Origin of the sequence: Aggregatibacter kilianii (assembly GCF_003130255.1) — a bacterium.
GTDB classification, from domain to species: Bacteria; Pseudomonadota; Gammaproteobacteria; order Enterobacterales; family Pasteurellaceae; genus Aggregatibacter; species Aggregatibacter kilianii.
In genome coordinates this window covers 644,876-659,081 of record NZ_NRCN01000001.1, presented here as the reverse complement: position 1 = coordinate 659,081, position 14,206 = coordinate 644,876, and the positions used below count along the sequence as shown (strand labels likewise).

The 14,206-nt window shown below is 42.2% G+C and carries 15 protein-coding genes; 10 read left to right on the top strand and 5 right to left on the bottom strand.

Annotated elements, in window-relative coordinates; genetic code table 11:
* Entirely contained in the window at positions 1–1,233 is a 1,233-nt protein-coding gene (gene serA / locus DK428_RS02910; protein ID WP_109064292.1) for a phosphoglycerate dehydrogenase, read from the top strand.
* A 56-nt stretch (positions 1,234–1,289) separates the two neighbouring features.
* Here serA and ypfJ read toward each other — a convergent pair whose 3' ends face one another.
* Positions 1,290–2,117: a KPN_02809 family neutral zinc metallopeptidase gene (gene ypfJ / locus DK428_RS02905; RefSeq protein WP_109064291.1), complete on the bottom strand. Its 828-nt coding sequence runs from the start codon at positions 2,115–2,117 to the stop codon at positions 1,290–1,292.
* Between the two features lie 138 nt (positions 2,118–2,255).
* Between ypfJ and lysM the strand changes: the two genes are divergently transcribed.
* Positions 2,256–2,699: a peptidoglycan-binding protein LysM gene (gene lysM / locus DK428_RS02900; RefSeq protein WP_109064290.1), complete on the top strand. Its 444-nt coding sequence runs from the start codon at positions 2,256–2,258 to the stop codon at positions 2,697–2,699.
* A gap of 82 nt (positions 2,700–2,781) precedes the next feature.
* Here the strand turns inward: lysM and plsY are convergent, their stop codons facing one another.
* Positions 2,782–3,378 carry a glycerol-3-phosphate 1-O-acyltransferase PlsY gene (gene plsY / locus DK428_RS02895; RefSeq protein WP_109064289.1) on the bottom strand — a complete coding sequence of 199 codons (597 nt, stop codon included), beginning with the start codon at positions 3,376–3,378 and terminating at the stop codon, positions 2,782–2,784.
* Positions 3,379–3,477: 99 nt separating this feature from the next.
* Between plsY and folB the strand changes: the two genes are divergently transcribed.
* Genes folB through DK428_RS11625 form a run of 3 tightly spaced genes read left to right on the top strand, consistent with a single transcriptional unit; the run spans position 3,478 to position 5,439 of the window.
* Positions 3,478–3,837 carry a dihydroneopterin aldolase gene (gene folB / locus DK428_RS02890; RefSeq protein ID WP_083016327.1) on the top strand — a complete coding sequence of 120 codons (360 nt, stop codon included), beginning with the start codon at positions 3,478–3,480 and terminating at the stop codon, positions 3,835–3,837.
* Between the two features lie 14 nt (positions 3,838–3,851).
* Positions 3,852–5,324 carry a membrane-bound lytic murein transglycosylase MltF gene (gene mltF, locus DK428_RS02885; RefSeq protein ID WP_109064288.1) on the top strand — a complete coding sequence of 491 codons (1,473 nt, stop codon included), beginning with the start codon at positions 3,852–3,854 and terminating at the stop codon, positions 5,322–5,324.
* The gene (locus DK428_RS11625) at positions 5,293–5,439 is read left to right on the top strand and encodes a hypothetical protein (protein WP_165819760.1); all 147 of its coding nucleotides are present in this window, start codon (positions 5,293–5,295) and stop codon (positions 5,437–5,439) included. The genes mltF and DK428_RS11625 overlap by 32 nt, the downstream gene beginning before the upstream one ends.
* Before the next feature lie 47 nt (positions 5,440–5,486).
* Here the strand turns inward: DK428_RS11625 and dsbB are convergent, their stop codons facing one another.
* Together dsbB and nhaB are read right to left on the bottom strand one after the other, a co-directional pair.
* Positions 5,487–6,026 (bottom strand): disulfide bond formation protein DsbB, encoded by a 540-nt coding sequence (gene dsbB / locus DK428_RS02880; RefSeq protein ID WP_109064287.1) that lies wholly within the window; start codon positions 6,024–6,026, stop codon positions 5,487–5,489.
* Between the two features lie 42 nt (positions 6,027–6,068).
* Positions 6,069–7,619: a Na(+)/H(+) antiporter NhaB gene (nhaB, locus tag DK428_RS02875; protein WP_109064286.1), complete on the bottom strand. Its 1,551-nt coding sequence runs from the start codon at positions 7,617–7,619 to the stop codon at positions 6,069–6,071.
* 204 nt (positions 7,620–7,823) lie between these two features.
* Between nhaB and fadR the strand changes: the two genes are divergently transcribed.
* Complete coding sequence (gene fadR, locus DK428_RS02870) at positions 7,824–8,549, top strand: fatty acid metabolism transcriptional regulator FadR (protein WP_109064285.1); 726 nt, start codon at positions 7,824–7,826, stop codon at positions 8,547–8,549.
* A 108-nt stretch (positions 8,550–8,657) separates the two neighbouring features.
* On the opposite strand, the gene DK428_RS02865 is transcribed toward fadR, so the two are convergent.
* Complete coding sequence (locus tag DK428_RS02865) at positions 8,658–9,872, bottom strand: pyridoxal phosphate-dependent aminotransferase (protein ID WP_109064284.1); 1,215 nt, start codon at positions 9,870–9,872, stop codon at positions 8,658–8,660.
* Between the two features lie 116 nt (positions 9,873–9,988).
* Here DK428_RS02865 and DK428_RS02860 point away from each other — a divergent pair, with 116 nt between their 5' ends.
* From DK428_RS02860 to rpsO, 4 genes are all read left to right on the top strand, one after another.
* Positions 9,989–11,296: an isochorismate synthase gene (locus tag DK428_RS02860; RefSeq protein ID WP_109064283.1), complete on the top strand. Its 1,308-nt coding sequence runs from the start codon at positions 9,989–9,991 to the stop codon at positions 11,294–11,296.
* Entirely contained in the window at positions 11,287–12,993 is a 1,707-nt protein-coding gene (menD, locus tag DK428_RS02855) for a 2-succinyl-5-enolpyruvyl-6-hydroxy-3-cyclohexene-1-carboxylic-acid synthase (protein WP_109064282.1), read from the top strand. Before DK428_RS02860 ends, menD begins: the two co-directional genes overlap by 10 nt.
* Positions 12,994–13,044: 51 nt before the next feature.
* The gene (gene menH, locus DK428_RS02850; RefSeq protein WP_109064281.1) at positions 13,045–13,794 is read left to right on the top strand and encodes a 2-succinyl-6-hydroxy-2,4-cyclohexadiene-1-carboxylate synthase; all 750 of its coding nucleotides are present in this window, start codon (positions 13,045–13,047) and stop codon (positions 13,792–13,794) included.
* Positions 13,795–13,890: 96 nt separating this feature from the next.
* Entirely contained in the window at positions 13,891–14,160 is a 270-nt protein-coding gene (rpsO, locus tag DK428_RS02845; RefSeq protein WP_005540508.1) for a 30S ribosomal protein S15, read from the top strand.
* Positions 14,161–14,206 lie beyond the last annotated feature (46 nt).

The window sequence follows — 14,206 nt, the reverse complement described above, 5'->3', positions numbered from 1 at the left end:
ATGACATCAAAAGTTTCATTAGATAAATCTAAAATTAAATTTGTGTTACTCGAAGGCGTGCACCAAAGTGCCGTAGACACCTTACATGCCGCAGGTTATACCAATATTGATTATTATGAAAAAGCGTTGGATGGCGACGATTTAAAAGAGGCTATTAAAGAAGCCCATTTTGTCGGTTTGCGTTCCCGTACTCATTTGACTGCAGAAATGATTGCCGCCGCACCAAAACTTATTGCGATCGGTTGTTTCTGTATCGGTACCAACCAAGTGGATTTAAATGCCGCTAAAGCACGCGGTATTCCGGTGTTTAATGCGCCATTTTCCAACACCCGTTCCGTCGCGGAATTAGTGTTGGGCGAGATCTTGTTATTAATGCGTAACATTCCGAAAGCCAATGCGGAAGTGCATCGTGGTTTATGGAATAAATCTGCCGTGGGCTCACACGAAGTGCGTGGCAAAAAACTGGGTATCGTTGGTTACGGTCATATCGGTTCGCAGCTCAGTATTATTGCAGAATCATTGGGTATGGATGTGCATTTTTATGATATTGAAAACAAACTTCCTCTTGGTAACGCCAAGCAAGTACGTAGCTTAGAAGAATTACTCGGTTCTTGTGATGTGATTTCCCTGCATGTACCGGATTTGCCTTCCACCCGTAATTTAATCAGTGCAGAACGTATTGCCCAATTAAAACAGGATTCTATTTTGATTAATGCGGCGCGCGGTACGGTGGTGGATATTGATGCCTTGGCAAAAGCCCTAGAAGAAGGCAAATTGCACGGTGCGGCCATTGACGTGTTTCCGAACGAACCGGCGTCCATTAAGGAAGAATTCATTTCGCCGTTGCGTAAATTCGATAATGTATTGTTAACTCCGCATATCGGCGGTTCAACAGCGGAAGCGCAAGAAAATATCGGTGCTGAAGTGACGGGTAAATTCGTGAAATATTCCGATAACGGTTCAACGCTGTCTTCCGTCAACTTCCCTGAAGTGTCTTTACCGGAACACGAAGGCTCGAAACGTTTATTGCATATTCACGAAAACCGTCAGGGTGTGTTGAATAGAATCAACCAAATTTTTGTGGAGGCCAACATTAATATTGCGGCACAATACCTGCAAACCGATCCGAAAATCGGTTATGTGGTGATTGATGTGGAAACGGATGACGCCACGCCATTATTGGCAAAATTGCGAGAAATTGACGGCACGATTCGTACAAGAGTGTTGTTTTAATGTTGTAAATGAAAAGTGCGGTCAATTTTGACCGCACTTTTTATTTCTTTCAATCGTTAAAAAGTATTACATTGGGCCGGATTAGCACTAGTTAAACCCACTTTAAACCATTGCAAACGTTGCGCTGAAGTGCCATGAGTGAAACTGTCGGGAACCACATAACCCTGACTGCGTTTTTGCAGGCGATCATCGCCTACCGATTCTGCCGCATTAAAGGCTTTTTCAATATCGCCCCTTTCAAATAAACCGCTTTTCACCGCTTGTGATGCCCACACGCCGGCATAGCAATCTGCTTGTAGTTCCAATTTCACCGAGAGTTGATTAGCTTCCGCTCGGGACGCTCGACTTTGCAGGCGGTGCACCTGTGTCAGCGTGCCTAATAAATTCTGTACGTGATGTCCCACTTCATGGGCGATAACATAGGCAAAGGCAGATTCGCCTGCAGCGCCGAGTTTATTTTTCATATCGTTATAAAACGACAAATCCAAATAGACCCGTTCATCGTTCGGACAGTAGAAGGGGCCCATAGCAGATTGTCCTGTGCCGCAAGCGGTCGGGGTTACTCCGTTATAGATGACCATTCGCGGTTCCACATATTGTCTGTTATTTTTGGAAAAGTACGCCGTCCAAACCTCTTCGGTGTCGCCCAGAACCACTTTAGAAAGTTTAAACAATTGATCTTCTTGCTGTGATTGTAACGGCGTACTTTGTGTGGTTTCCACACCAACTCTGCCCACTAAGCCCGATAAGTCCACACCATAGTAAGCGCCCACCAAAATAATAATCAGTCCCAAAATACCGGTAGGTTTGCCTCCGCCGAAGCCGCCTCCGGATGAACGTCTGTCTTCCACATTTGAACTTTCTCTACGACCTTGCCAACGCATAATATTTCCTATCTTTAAGTTAAATTAGCGTTATTCTAATCTATAACCAATTTTTCCGTCTAACATTTTATTCCTAGACTTATACGGCCGAATTAGTTATTTTGTTGATTCCCTCAATGAATCAATAAGGAGATGAAAATGGGATTATTTGATTTTGTCGGCGATATCGGAAAAAAAATCTTTAGCAAAGAAGAAGAGGCTTCCGCCGCAGTGACCAAGCACATTAACGAAGATAATCCGGGTGTTGCGGATGTAGATGTGAAAGTTGAAAACGGTGTCGCTAAAATTTCCGGTGTAGCCAGTTCTGCCGGCGCTTTAGAAAAAGCGGTGTTAATGGCAGGTAATATCGTTGGTATCAGTAATGTAAACATTGATGACGTTACCGTGCAAAACGGCGAAAGCCTTGCCGGCGATGATGAATTTTATGTGATTCAAAAAGGTGATACTCTTTGGAAAATCGCCGAAAAACATTATGGCAACGGCAGCAAATACACGGCAATCGTGGCGGCGAATAAGGAAGTGATTAAAGACGCAGATAAAATCTTCCCGGGACAAAAAATTCGCTTGCCGAAAGGATTATAGTTTCGCCTTAAAAAAACGTTTAGAAAAATGACCGCACTTAAAACCAAAGTGCGGTCATTTTTTTCGGTATTTTTTAAGCGAGTTACTTTTTAAATTTGCTCCACATTTTATCTTCCTGTCCACGCCAGAGACGTTGGATGTTTTCATGGTGGCGGTAGATGAGCAGGCAACAAACTAAAGCGACTGGGAAGGTGAATTCGGGTTTGAACCACCAAACATAAAACGGCACTAACAAGGCAGTGACGACAGCGCTGAGAGAAGAGTAGCCGCTGATCAAGAAAACCATAAGCCATGTGCCTAACATGGAAAAAAGTACGCCCCAAGCAATAGGCGCAATGGCACCAAACGCCGTGGCAACGCCTTTGCCGCCTTTAAATTTAAAGAAAATTGGGAAGATATGACCTAGACAAGCACCGAGTGCCACCATGCCTAATTCAAATTGGGTTAAGCCGAGATAATAACCAAACCAGACGGGCAATGTACCTTTTAACATATCGCAAAGTAACACGGCTAATGCTACCCAACGCCCACCGATGCGTAGTACATTGGTTGCTCCGGGGTTATTTGAGCCAGAGGTTCGTGGGTCGGGCAAGCCGGCAAGTCGGCATAATAAAATCGCACTGGAAACTGAGCCGAGTAGGTAGCTCAATAGCATGTAAAATAGGGCGAAAAGGCTCATGGGATTTCCTATGGCTTAACAAAAATAGTTCGTCTATTGTACCCAAAGTTGGTAGTATAAGCCCACAAAAATTTTAGCCATTAACTGCATAGGAACCCCATGCAAGATTTGATTTTTATTGAAGGTTTGACGGTATTCGCGCAAATCGGCGTGTATGACTGGGAACAACAAATTAAACAAAAACTTATTTTTGATGTCGAAATGGCGTGGGATACCCGCCAAGCGGCGACTGCCGATGATGTAAAATTGACGCTAAATTATGCTCAGGTCAGTGAATTTATCATTGATTACGTGCAGTCCAAACCCTTTCTATTGATTGAACGGGTCGCAAATGAAGTGGCGGAACAATTACAACAACGATTTAAAATAACATGGCTTCGACTCAAATTAAGCAAACCGAAAGCAGTAGCACAAGCGAGCAATGTGGGTGTAATTATTGAGCGAGGTCGTGACAGGTAAGAGAAAAAGACGATTTGAAAGGTTTATTTTTACGCATTGTTGCGGGCTTATGTTTATTACTTTGGGCAATTGATATGGTGTTTCCGTGGCACCAAATCATGCATTCGGAAGAAAACCCTTATCACGCAATTCAAGAGCGCGGCAAATTGGTGGTCGGCACGATTAATCATCCTATTTCTTATTTTATTAATGGAGAAGGTGAATCAGGCTTGGAATATGAATTAAGCAAAGCCTTTGCCAACTATTTGAATGTGGATCTTGAAATGCAGCCAATGGAAAGTACCGATGCTCTGTTTACTGCGTTAGATGAACACAAAATCGACATCGCGGCTGCCAATCTTTTTTATCACACGGGTAAAGCAGAACATTTCCAACTTGGCCCATCTTATTATTCCGCTTCTTGGCAACTTGCATATCGTAAAGGCGAAAACCGCCCCCGTTCTTTAGCACAAGTTAATGGGACATTGGTGATTCCCGACAGCTCCGAATTAGAGCAAATTTTAAAAGAAGCTCAACTTAAACACCTGAAACTCAGTTGGACCGTGGATAAAAAACTCACGCAGGAAGAATTATTATTGCAAGTGGCGGAAGGCAAAATTGCTTATACCATCGCCAATTCTTTGGATATTTCTGCTACCCAACAAATTAAACCGGAAGTTGCCGTGGCTTTTGATTTAACCGATGAGATGAGTGTGCATTGGTATTTGCCGGATAATTCCTCCAGTGAATTGCAGTCGGCTTTACTGGATTTTATGAATACTTCGATTGATTCAGGGTTAATTGCCAGTATTGAAGAGAAATATTTTAATCATTTCCGTCAGTTTGATTATGTGGATACCAAGTCGTATTTGAATTCTATTGAGACGATTCTCCCGAAATTTGAACCGCTCTTTACTAAATATAAAGGTGATTTAGATTGGCGTTTATTGGCGGCCATTGCATATCAAGAATCTCATTGGAATCCTGATGCTACTTCGCCCACGGGGGTTCGTGGCATGATGATGTTGACCAAAGATACTGCCGAACGCATGAAAATCAGTGATCGCACCGACCCCGAACAAAGCATTAAAGCAGGTTCCGAATATTTGCATTGGTTGATTGAGCAGATCCCCGACAGTATTAATAGCGAAGATCGTATTTGGTTTGCCTTGGCAGCTTATAATATGGGACTAGGACATTTATTAGATGCGCGTCGTTTAACCAAAAGTTTAGGTGGTAACCCGGATAATTGGTTGGATGTGAAAAAGAACTTACCGTTATTAGCGGAAAAACGTTACTATTCCAACTTGAAATATGGTTATGCACGAGGGTACGAAGCCTTTCAATATGTGGAGAATATTCGTCGCTATATGAATAGCATTATGAATTATTACCGCGTGCAACAAAGCCAAAATGATAAAAACAATGAAATGAGCAATAATTCAGCTACCAATTTACCCATGGAGGGAAATAATCATGCACAAGAGAAGATTCTTAAAACCAACTAAAAAGAAATTCTTCCACCAACAACAAGCCCGTGCCTTACGTTTAAAACATTTAAAACAGCGCAAGGCTAAATTATTTGCCCGCCATGCCTTGCAGTTTGTGGTGCAGGATATTTAAACCAAAAAAATGGTGTAGTTGAGAGACTACACCATTTTTGTTTATGCTTAGTTAAACAAGCGTCTTCTACCACGGGTTTCAAGACGTTTAAATTGGCTAACCAACACTAATACTAATACCAACAAATACACCGCAAACATTATGACAATCCACTGTGCCATGGAAAGTCCTAGCCAAGACCAGACTTCATCACTGCAAGAACCCGTCGGGTGGAACAGTACCGGAAACCATTTATCTAATGGCAAGGTTTGTGGAAACTCCGGCAGGTAAGAACATTGATTCCAAGGGGCCGGATGTAATTGATAGTCAACGTGTTTGATAGAAATAAGTAACCCTTTGACCGCACTTACAAAAGCAATGAGCAACGCCAATAAACGCATTATTAAGAAACGCGGGGCAATTAAGCCGACTAAGCCGGCAAAGGCAATACCGAATAATGCCACGCGTTCATAAATACACATCACGCAGGGTTGCAACTCCATGCCATACTGAAAATAAAGTGCTGCGCCTTCTAACGCTAATGCTGAAATCAATAACAACAACCAACCTGAACGTTGGACGGAAAGTGTTTTGAAAAAATGTAGCATAGCGTTTTATCCCTCTCTATTGTTGATTAATCTTCAAATCCATTAAATCGGCATAATTAAGCCCAGCTCTGCTAACCAAATAGTCATCGGCGGTAAAATATATTCTACGGCAAGCAAACCTACCAAGGACAACACTATAGTATAAGGCAATGCCATATAAACCATTCTACCATAAGATAGGTTAATTAGGGGGGCGAGCGATGATGTCAACAAGAACAAGAAAGCAGCTTGGCCGTTTGGTGTCGCGACAGAAGGCAAGTTAGTTCCGGTATTAATTGCCACAGCCAACAATTCAAATTGATGTGGTGGGATAATATTGGCCGCTAAGGCATTTTTCGCTTCGTTAATATACACTGTTGCAACGAATACATTATCAGAAATGGCAGAAAGTAAGCCGTTGAAAGCGTAGAATAAAGTGAGCTGAGTACTTTTTTCTGCAGACAATACATAATGAATAATCGGTGCGAAAAGTTTTTGGTCAATAATCACTGCAACAATTGTAAAGAATACGACTAAAAGTGCAGTAAACGGTAAGGATTCTTGGAACGCTTTACCCAACGTATGTTCGCTGGTGATTCCGCAAAGTGAAGTACATAATATGATGATGCTTAATCCGATTAAACCTACAGAAGCTAAATGAAATGCCAAGCCAATAATTAGCCAAACTCCAACTATCGCCTGCATGATGAGTTTTAAACGTTCTTGTTTGGTGAGTTTTTTCATGTTGGCTTTATCGAATTCGGCTAAAACCGTCCATACTTTGTTTGGTAATTTTGCACCGTAACCAAAGAGATGAAATTTTTCTACCAATACGCAAGTTAACATACCGCATAAAAAGACCGGAATAGTTACCGGCGCCATTCTGAAAAAGAATTCCACAAAATTCCAGCCTGATTGTTCAGCAATAATCAAGTTTTGTGGTTCCCCGACCATGGTCATTACGCCACCTAATGCAGTTCCCACTCCTGCATGCATCATTAAACTGCGTAAAAAGGCGCGGAATTCTTCTAAGGTTTCATGGTGACTACCAATTTTTTCATCATTAGTGATATCCGTGGAGTCATAGAACGTCCCGCCGGAAGCTACTTTGTGGTATACGCCATAAAACCCCATTGCTACGCTGATAATTACCGCTACTACGGTTAATGCATCCAAAAACGCCGATAAGAAGGCTGCACTGAAACAAAAAGCCAAGGAAAGTACTAACTTAGAATGGATGTTAAGAAGAAGCTTCGTGAAGACAAAAAGTAATAATTGCTTCATGAAGTAAATACCTGCCACCATAAACATTAATAGCAAAATTACTTCAAAGTTAGCCAATACTTCCGCTTTAATATGCTCGGGGCTTGTCATGCCAATAATGGTCGCCTCAATAGCAAGCAACCCTCCGGGTTGTAATGGATAGCATTTTAGCGCCATGGCTAAGGTAAAAATAAATTCGATAACCAATAACCAACCGGCCCAAAAGGGTGTGATGAAAAATAAGATAGGGTTGATAATGAGAAATACGACAATGGTGATTTTGTACCAATCTGGACTGGAGCCCAAAAAGTTTTTAAGAAATGCTTGTGTATAATTACTATTATTGTCCATAAAAGATGCCCCTTACGTTTAACTCCAAACAATTCTAAGTTACTCTATTTTAGGTAACTTAAGGTTAAACTGTGTCAAAAATCATAAATGATGTCAATCTTGATTTAAAAATAATTATGTAATTGTAATGCATAGCCGTTTCAACGATAATAGACCAGTTATATTATTGGATACTTACTAAATTTATATAAAAACGCTATTACTATGAATAATGATTCAACCCTTCTGAAAGCGCAAAGCCCGGCAGCTTTGGCGGAAGAATATATTGTCAAAAGTATTTGGAATAATCATTTCCCTCCAGGGTCAGACTTGCCGGCAGAACGAGAATTGGCCGATAAAATCGGGGTTACCCGCACCACATTGCGCGAAGTATTACAACGTTTAGCACGGGATGGTTGGTTAAATATTCAACACGGCAAACCCACTAAAGTGAATGATATTTGGGAAACATCCGGCCTCAATATCTTGGAAACAATGATTCAATTAGATGGCACTCGTCTGCCTTCACTCATTGCGAATATGCGCTCAGCGCGTACCGATATTTCCATGATTTACATTCCGAAAGCCTTTAAACGCGCACCGGAGCAATCTTTAAGTATTTTACAGTCCTTAGAACAATTAAAAGATACAGCGGAAGATTACACTAAGTTTGACTATGACGTGTTCCGTAAGCTTGCCTTTGCATCTGATAATCCTGTATATGGTTTAATTCTTAACAGCTTTAAAAGTTTATATATCCGGATTGGGATGTTTTACTTCAAAAATGCCGAAGCGCGAGCCTTGGCTAAGCGTTTTTATGCCAATTTGATTGAGATTTGCCAACGTCAAGCCATTGATGAAGTAGCGCCTTGCGTATTGCAGTATGGAAAAGAAAGTAGCGCTATTTGGGCAAGCATGCAGGATCTTTTTCCGAAAGATTTCAGTGAATAAAAAATCATAATAGAAATAAAATGCGGTCATAAAATTTAACGAATTTTATGACCGCACTTTTCAAATATAAGCAAAAAAAGTCCCGATGATTCGGGACTTTTTGTTGCGTTACTGATGATAATGCGACAAGAATCTGGCAAACTTGCCTAAGGCTTCTTCTATTTGATGAGCATAGGGCAACGTCACGATACGGAAGTGATCCGGTGAATGCCAGTTAAAACCCCGTCCATGCACCAACAGTACTTTTTCTTGTGCCAATAAATCACACACCATTTTTTCATCATCGTAAATATTGAATTTTTTAATGTCGACTTTGGGGAACATATACAACGCGCCCATCGGTTTAGTGCAACTAATCCCCGGAATTTGATTAATTAATTCATAGGCTTTATTGCGTTGTTCCAATAATCGCCCACCCGGCAGAATAAATTCGTTAATGCTTTGATAGCCACCAAGTGCGGTTTGAATAGCATGTTGCATTGGCACGTTGGCACACAAACGCATAGATGCCAACATGTCCAAGCCCTCAATGTAACCCTGTGCGTGTTTTTTCGGGCCATTGAGAATCATCCAACCTTGACGGAAACCGGCTACCCGATAGGCTTTAGACAGGCCGTTGAATGTCACGGTTAATAAGTCCGGCGCCAAGGCCGCAATGTGATGATGTACGGCTCCGTCATATAAAATCTTGTCGTAAATCTCATCGGCAAAAATAATCAAATTATGTTGACGTGCCACTTCCACAATATCTAGCAGTAATTCTTTGCTATATACCGCGCCGGTCGGGTTGTTCGGGTTGATCACTACAATCGCTTTGGTGCGCGATGTCACTTTGCCTTTGATGTCTTCCACATCAGGGAACCAATCGGCCTGCTCATCACATAAATAATGCACGGCTTTACCGCCTGCCAGGGTTGCGGCGGCTGTCCATAGCGGGTAATCCGGCATTGGAATCAGCACTTCGTCGCCGTCATTAAGCAATGCCTGCATAGACATGGTAATTAATTCAGAAACACCGTTGCCGATGTAAACATCATTAACGGTGACGTTACGAATATCTTTTGATTGATAATATTGCACGATAGCTTTACGGGCAGAATAAAGCCCTTTGGAATCGCAATAACCTTGCGCAGAAGGAAGATTGCGTAATACATCGACGAGAATTTCATCAGGCGCTTCAAAACCAAAAGGCGCGGGGTTACCGATATTCAGTTTTAAAATTTTATGCCCTTCTTCTTCAAGGCGCAGTGCCTCTTTGTGCACGGGTCCGCGAATATCGTAACAAACGTGCTCTAATTTATCTGATTTTGGAAAGCGTTCCATAGTTTTGACCTTAGTGATTAAGACGTGAAATATTTTATGAAAAATTCCCGCAAAGTGCGGTAGAATTGCAACTTATTTTTAACTTATTTTTCCGATAAAGACAATGCTTTTTCAAAATGGATAGTTTGCAATCAATAAAAACGCAATTAATCAATCAAATTAATGCATTACAATTCGATCAAAATCAGAAGATTGCGGTTTGTTCGGCGCAAGTTAAGTGCCACATGAATGTGTTGGGCTGGCTAAAGGCACAACAACACTATCCTCAATTCTATTTCAAGCTACAAGACACCGAGCGCACTTTCGTCGGTGTGGGGGCGGTTCGTACATTTACACAGTTAGACGCCGCGCAAGCATTTGTCAATCAATATCAATTGCCGTTATTCGGTGGGATGAAATTTTACGGTGAAACCTATTTTTTCCTACCACAAATATTATTGGAACTGGATGCACAGCAACTCACCGCAACGGTTTTTATTGATCAAGCCGATTCGGCCAACAGTCAATTACGTGCCTTGGAAGGTTTAAAAACATTTGAAAAAATGACCGCACTTTTAGATGTGCAAGCGCCGCTGACTTTAGTTAATCAACAGGCTGATGAGTCTCTATGGTGTAATTGGGTAACTCGGGCGTTAGCGGAAATTCGGCAAAAGCAGGTCAGCAAATTGGTTTTAGCCAATGCGGTCACTTTTAGCGCCCCGCACAGACTAAATGGTAAAGATTTTTTAGCGAAAAGCGAAAGTTATCACACAGGTTGTTATCATTTTTTATTGGCGGAAGATGAACAGGGTTGTTTCCTTGGTTCTACGCCGGAGCGCTTATATGCCCGTCAGGCGCGCCAACTAAACACCGAGGCCTTGGCCGGCACCGCCTTGGTTAGCGATAATCCGGAACACAATCGCGCACAGGCGGATTGGTTGCTTCAAGATGAAAAGAATATTTATGAAAATCAGCTTGTTGCTGATGGTATTTGCACCAATTTGCAACCTTTTGTCGACAAGATTTCAGTGGGGAATGTCGGGCTCAAACCGTTACGCCAGGTACAACATTTGCGTCGGGAAATTACCGCACTTTTAAAAGCGCAGTGCAGTGACAAAGATTGTTTGCTGGCTATTCATCCTACCGCGGCGGTGGCGGGCTTGCCGCAACAAAAAGCCAAGGCCTTGTTACGTCAAATTGAAAACTATGATCGTGGTTGGTATGCCGGCACATTAGGTTTCTTTGATCATCGACAGGCGGAGTTTTGCGTGACCATTCGCTCTGCCCTACTCGAAGAAAACAAAATTCGTATTTTTGCCGGCGCCGGTATTGTTGAGGGGTCTGTTCCCTTGCTAGAATGGCACGAAATTGAGCGTAAGGCCGCCGGTTTAATCTCATTGTTACAAATAATAGAATCTAAAAACGGAGAGAAAAAATGTCAGTAAGCGTATTTAATCGTTGTTGGTCAAAAGTGATTTTGGAAACCCTTGTGCGTCAAGGCGTTGCTCACTTTTGTATCGCACCCGGTTCACGTTCTACGCCGTTGACATTGGAAGCTGTCCGTTTACAAGATACCGGTCGGGCGACTTGTCACACGCATTTTGATGAACGTGGTCTCGGTTTTTTTGCCTTAGGTTTGGCAAAATCCACGAAAAAACCGGTGGCGATTATTGTCACGTCAGGTACCGCTGCTGCCAATTTGTATCCTGCTATTGTTGAAGCCCGCCAAAGTCATATTAATTTAATCGTACTCACCGCCGATCGTCCGCCTGAATTATTGGAATGTGGCGCTAATCAGGCCATTTTGCAAGAAAATATGTTCGGCGTATATCCGTTAGCCAATATTAATTTGCCACGCTCAGGCCAAGATTATTCCGCGCCATGGTTGATTTCTAAAATTGAACAGGCCTGTCATAAGCAAACGGAAGTCGCTGGTGTCGTGCATATTAACGTCCCTTTTGCCGAGCCGTTGTACGACGCCAATATAGAAGAAATCGATGCACACCCTTGGTTAGCGCAGGTTCAACGTTGGTTAAGCCAAAATAAGAGTTGGACAAATTATCCCAAGCTACATCAAGAAGTGTTAATTCATGAGCACTGGGATCATTGGCGTACTAAGCGCGGGATTATTGTGGCAGGCAGAATGCCTGCCGAACAGGCAATGGGCATTGCAGCATGGGCAAATACCATGGGATGGGTGTTGCTCACGGATATTCAATCCGGCGTTGAAGCTGCGTTGCCTTATGAGGATATTTGGCTTGCCAATCAAACGGTGAAACAAAAAATGTTGCAGGCGGACATTGTCATTCAACTTGGCAACCGTTTTATTAGCAAACGTATTAATCAATTCCTATCTGAATTTAAAAACGAATTTTGGATTGTGGATGAAAGCCCACAAGCAGTGGATCCTTATCATCACCCACACACCCGTTTTACGGCAAAAATCCATCATTGGTTGCGTGCGCATCCTCCGTTAAGACAAAAACCATGGTTATTGGAAGCTTTGGCGCTTTCTAAATTCTGTGCCACCTTTATTGAACAACAAGTGGGCGGCAATTTGAACGAAGCCTCTTTAGCCCACCACATTGAACGTTTATTGCCAAATAACGGTGTGCTTTTCCTTGGTAACAGTTTATTTGTGCGTTTAGTTGATGCTTTAACCAAATTGCCGGAAGGTTACCCGATTTATACTAACCGCGGTGCCAGCGGTATTGATGGCTTACTTGCTACTATTGCAGGTATTGGTATTGGTTCTAACCAACCTGTCGTTGCGCTAGTGGGCGATACTTCTGCGCTCTATGATTTAAATTCGTTAGCGTTATTTAAAAAACTCAATCAGCCGACCATTTTATTCATTATTAATAATAACGGCGGCGCAATTTTTGATATGTTGCCGGTCGATTCGGAAGTCAAAGATAAGTTCTATCGTATGCCACACCACACGGAGTTCTCTCAAGTGGCGTCTATGTTTGATCTTAAATATGCCCGCCCTTACACTTGGGCAGACTTAAGTTCCGTATTAAAACAAGCCTATTTACGCCGTGAAGCAACGATTATCGAAATTAAAGTGGCGCCGAATGACGGCAGCAATATCTACAAACGCCTGATTGAACAAATCAGCTATGCGGTGGTAGGTGAATAAACCGAAATATCAAAAGCAAATTATTTCACGATAGTTTGCTTTTTTAATGCTATGAAAACCACACTCGTCTTTTTACATGGTCTATTAGGCACTCAAGCCGATTGGAAAAAACTCTCGGAAAATCTACCGCACTTTGATTGTATCGCCTTGGATTTACCCTGGCACGGCAGCGCAAAAAATTACCCGGTGCAAGATTTCGATGAAACCTGCGCTTATGTGGCAAAACAAATTCAACGAGCGGTGGGAAATCAGCCTTATTTTTTAGTGGGCTATTCCCTCGGAGGAAGAATTGTCCTGTATTACGCCCTTTACAGCCAGCAAGAGAAATACAACCTGCAAGGCTTGATCATTGAGGGGGGCAATCTCGGTCTTTGTGATGAAGAGGAGAAAAAAGTGCGGTGGAAAAATGATGTGTTTTGGGCACAACGTTTTAGCCGCGAAACGGCGAAATCCGTACTGAATGACTGGTATCAACAAGCTGTATTTGCTCATTTAACGGAAGGCCAACGCAGGGCATTAATCGAACAACGTCAAGCCAACTGTGGCGATAATATCGCTCAAATGTTATTGGCAACCTCCCTTGCCAAGCAACCTGATTTGCGTCCTTACGTCAAAAATAGCCCTTATCCGATTTATTATTTCTGCGGTGAGCGGGATCATAAGTTCAAACAAATGGCGCTAGATAATCAGCTCAACCTAAGCGTTATTCCCAATGCAGGTCATAATGCGCATCAAGAAAATCCAATGGCATTTGCCGCGCAATTAAATGCGCTGTTACGGGATAAATTCATTGCTTTTTAGCCTCACAAGGGCTAGAATCTGCACTCCTTAATTGTCGTCGCTGAATTAGAGATCGGCTAACGATGTATCATTAACCACTTCATATTAGGAGTTATTATGTCTCTAAGTACTGAACAAAAAGCAAAAATTGTTGCTGAATATGGTCGTGATGGTAAAGATACCGGTTCTTCCGAAGTGCAAATTGCTTTATTGACTGCACAAATTAACCATTTACAAGCTCACTTTGCAGAGCACAAAAAAGACCACCATGGTCGTCGCGGTTTATTACGCATGGTTTCTCGTCGTCGTAAACTTTTAGATTACTTAAAACGTACTAATCTTGAACTTTACAGCAGCTTAATCGCTCGTTTAGGTTTACGTCGCTAATCTTTTTAGTTGTGTTAATCGAAAACCCTCAGCGTTTGTTGGGGGT

Bases quoted from the DNA above. Each gene is read 5' to 3' on its own strand.
- dsbB (WP_109064287.1), bottom strand. From the start codon at position 6,026: ATGCTACATTTTTTCAAAACACTTTCCGTCCAACGTTCAGGTTGGTTG.
- ypfJ (WP_109064291.1), bottom strand. From the start codon at position 2,117: ATGCGTTGGCAAGGTCGTAGAGAAAGTTCAAATGTGGAAGACAGACGT.
- DK428_RS02860 (WP_109064283.1), top strand. From the start codon at position 9,989: ATGGATAGTTTGCAATCAATAAAAACGCAATTAATCAATCAAATTAAT.
- nhaB (WP_109064286.1), bottom strand. From the start codon at position 7,619: ATGGACAATAATAGTAATTATACACAAGCATTTCTTAAAAACTTTTTG.
- menD (WP_109064282.1), top strand. From the start codon at position 11,287: ATGTCAGTAAGCGTATTTAATCGTTGTTGGTCAAAAGTGATTTTGGAA.
- DK428_RS11625 (WP_165819760.1), top strand. From the start codon at position 5,293: ATGCACAAGAGAAGATTCTTAAAACCAACTAAAAAGAAATTCTTCCAC.
- lysM (WP_109064290.1), top strand. From the start codon at position 2,256: ATGGGATTATTTGATTTTGTCGGCGATATCGGAAAAAAAATCTTTAGC.
- menH (WP_109064281.1), top strand. From the start codon at position 13,045: ATGAAAACCACACTCGTCTTTTTACATGGTCTATTAGGCACTCAAGCC.
- plsY (WP_109064289.1), bottom strand. From the start codon at position 3,378: ATGAGCCTTTTCGCCCTATTTTACATGCTATTGAGCTACCTACTCGGC.
- serA (WP_109064292.1), top strand. From the start codon at position 1: ATGACATCAAAAGTTTCATTAGATAAATCTAAAATTAAATTTGTGTTA.
- folB (WP_083016327.1), top strand. From the start codon at position 3,478: ATGCAAGATTTGATTTTTATTGAAGGTTTGACGGTATTCGCGCAAATC.
- rpsO (WP_005540508.1), top strand. From the start codon at position 13,891: ATGTCTCTAAGTACTGAACAAAAAGCAAAAATTGTTGCTGAATATGGT.
- DK428_RS02865 (WP_109064284.1), bottom strand. From the start codon at position 9,872: ATGGAACGCTTTCCAAAATCAGATAAATTAGAGCACGTTTGTTACGAT.
- fadR (WP_109064285.1), top strand. From the start codon at position 7,824: ATGAATAATGATTCAACCCTTCTGAAAGCGCAAAGCCCGGCAGCTTTG.